Annotated in this window: 1 protein-coding gene; it reads right to left on the bottom strand. The window is 58.8% G+C overall.

Annotated features, from left to right (window positions below; genetic code table 11):
• Nucleotides 1-51: 51 nt before the first annotated feature.
• Nucleotides 52-364 (bottom strand): transposase (locus LI953_RS15370; RefSeq protein WP_227076965.1); only part of this gene is annotated, 313 nt, incomplete at its 5' end.

The following is a 364-nucleotide window of genomic DNA, read 5'->3' as shown; positions in this document are numbered from 1 at the left end:
GTAAGCGCGATTTTCTCTGCTGCCGCTTTTGGCGGACCGTCTCCGGCCTGATCAGGCTGCCTGGGCATTCGCGAGGTTGAATGGCAGCAGGTCGTTGATATCGGCGTTGTCAGCGCGCTGCGGCAGTTCGGTGAGAACGTGGCGCAAGTAGGCCAACGGCTCGACGCCACAGGCCCTGCAGGTCAGCATAAGGCTATAGATGACGGCGCTTGCCTTTGCGCCCTCGACGGTATCGCTGAACAGCCAGCTCTTGCGGCCAGTTGCAAAAATTCTGATGTCGCGTTCGAGCAGGTTGTTGTCGATCGGCATTCTGCCGTCCTCGGTGTAGCACGTCAGATAGTCCCATTGGTTCAGCGTATAGGAC

This window comes from Acidocella sp. KAb 2-4, assembly GCF_020567705.1.
Classification (GTDB): Bacteria; Pseudomonadota; Alphaproteobacteria; order Acetobacterales; family Acetobacteraceae; genus Acidocella.
This window is presented reverse-complemented; position numbering and strand designations above follow the sequence as displayed.